Here is a 2,395-nt window from a genome sequence, read left to right as displayed (position 1 = left end):
CTAGTGCCAGGTTCTCCGCGATGGTCATCGCGGGCACCGTGTTGATCTCCTGGTGGATGATCGCGATTCCGTTTGCTCGGGCGTCGCCGGGGGTGTTGATGTCGACAGGCTTGCCGTCGATGAGGATCTCTCCGCTGTCTCGGGCGATGTTCCCGGCGAGGATCTTCATCAGTGTCGACTTGCCCGCTCCGTTCTCACCCATCAGGGCGTGAACCTCGCCTGGCCGTAGGTCGAAGGATGCCCCATCGAGAGCGAGGGTGGCCCCAAATCGCTTCGAGATGCCGCGTAGTTCCAGCAGTGGTGGGGGTGGGGGGGATGTGCTCATGCTGATCTCCTTGGTGGTGGGGGTGGGGCAGATGCGGCAGAGTCCGCTCTGCCCCACCCGGTCAGGTTCACCAGCCGGCGTACTCGTCGACGCTGTCGCGGGTGACGATGACGCTGGGGATCAGGATGGTCTTCTCCGCGGGCGGGTTGCCTTCGACGATCTGCTGGGCGATGGCCACGGCCTGGCGCACCATTTCGGCGGGGTTCTGAGTGGCGGAGGCGACGAAGGGAGAGCCGTCGCGGTTGAGTTCCTCGACTGCTTCGGGGCTGCCGTCGATTCCGACGACGATGATGTCATCAGCGCGTCCCGCCTGTTCCACTGCCAGTACGGCGCCGAGGGCAGAGGGATCGTTCATGCCGAAGATGCCCTGTACGTCGGGGGTGGCGGTGAGCATGTCCGTGGTCACCGTCAGGCCTGTGGCGCGGTCGTTCTTCGACGCCTGGTGGCCGACGACCTCGATGCCGGGGAACTCCTCCATCACGTTCTCGCAACCGGTGATCCGATCGATGATCGTCTGGATCGGGGTGCCGTCGACGATGAGGATGTTCCCCTCGCCGCCCATCTGCTCAAACAGGTAGCGGCAGGCAACCTCGCCAGCTTCGACGGCGTCGGTCATGACCACCGCGTCGGCGCCCACAGCAGGGGTGTCGACGGCGATCACGATGGTCCCGGCCGCCCGAGCCCGTTCGATCGCGGGAGCGATGCCATCCTCATCGACGGCGGAGATGACGATCAGATCGACGCCCTGCTGGATGAACGCATCAATCTGGGTGTTCTGGTTCGCCAGATCCAGTTGCGCGTCCTGAACATTGATCGTGGCCCCGAGCTCCTCGGCCGCATCCTCAGCACCGGTGGTCATGGCGGAGAAGAAGGGGTTGGACATGTCTTGGACCATCAGTGCGATGGACTCGATCTTCTCGGGCACAGCTGCGCCACCTGAGCCTGGCGCGCTGGTTTGAACGTCACCGGAAGTGCAGGCACCCAGGGCCAGCACAGACAGGGCCAGCAGGGAGCCGGCGAAGGCCTTCTTGGTGTTCTTCATGGGGGTTCCTTACTTTGAAGAGAGGGAAAAGAGATGTACCTCGCCCCTACTTTGGGGCGCGCACAGGCGTGGAAGGATTGAGGGGGGACGGCTGGGATGGGGTGGATGGATCCCGGTCAGCAGCCGCAGGATTTGCGGATCAGGAGACTGGCTTTCACCTCCCGCACGTCTCCAGTGTTGTAGACGGGACCGTTGGAGCCGCTGCTCTTGGCTGCGCTTCGCTTGATGATCGTGGTGAGCGTCTGGGCCGCAAGTTCGCCGATGGACCGGGAGTCTTCATCGACGACCGTGAGGGGAGGATCGAGGAGGGGCGCCCACGCGAACTCGTCGAACGCAATCAGGACGACGTCCTCCGGTACCCGCAGGCTACGGTCCCGCAAGGCCGTGAATGCACCTTGAAGCAACGGGTTGTTACCGGCTACTAGAGCGAACGGAGTCCGATTGCTGTGCTGGGAAAGGTAATTATCGAGCACCTCTCGAGCCGATGTCGGATCGTTGTGGCTCTCGAGCACCGTCAGCGTCGCGCCATGGCGTTCTGCGGCCGTTCGGAGACCTGCCTCGCGGGCAGCGCGGGTCGACCATAGGTGGGGGTAGATCAACAGCACCCAGTCCTTCACGCCGTGAAATGCTAGGTGCTCACCTACCTGGGCGGTGGCATCAGCGTTGTCGGTAGTCACCGAGGCGGCACCCAACGGCGAGACAGGCGCCTGAGAGTCAACGAACACCGCAGGGATGCCCCACTGGGTCAGCTTCACGTAGTTCTCAGGGCTCAGGGTCAGCGTTGAGATCAGCCCCGTCGCCCGGGACTGCATAGCCTCTTCAACCGCAGCGTCCTCAAGCGCGGCGTCAAACTCACCCGACGGGGCCAGGTCCGCGAACCTCATCGCGATCTTCGCCTCACGCAACCCGGCCTGAATTCCGTCGATCATGTCGATGTAGTAGTAGTTGGCCGTCGAAGCCGTCATCACGATCACCGGACCCGGAGACTGCGTCCGCAAAGCCCGAGCCGCCTTGTTCGGCACATACCC

3 protein-coding genes are annotated in these 2,395 nt (G+C 63.6%); all 3 read right to left on the bottom strand.

Going from position 1 to position 2,395, the window contains the following annotated elements; all coding sequences use genetic code 11:
• On the bottom strand, positions 1-202 hold a 202-nt coding region (locus ACZK5D_RS16805), incomplete at its 3' end, for an ATP-binding cassette domain-containing protein (protein WP_463666150.1).
• A gap of 190 nt (positions 203-392) precedes the next feature.
• The gene (locus ACZK5D_RS16800) at positions 393-1,367 is read right to left on the bottom strand and encodes an ABC transporter substrate-binding protein (protein ID WP_463666149.1); all 975 of its coding nucleotides are present in this window, start codon (positions 1,365-1,367) and stop codon (positions 393-395) included.
• 116 nt (positions 1,368-1,483) lie between these two features.
• The coding region (locus ACZK5D_RS16795) for a LacI family DNA-binding transcriptional regulator (RefSeq protein ID WP_463666148.1) at positions 1,484-2,395 on the bottom strand (912 nt) is incomplete at its 5' end.

The organism is Tessaracoccus yangjingae, from assembly GCF_055326235.1.
The sequence above is the reverse complement of the archived record's forward strand: the minus strand, read 5'-3'. Positions and strand labels throughout refer to the sequence as shown.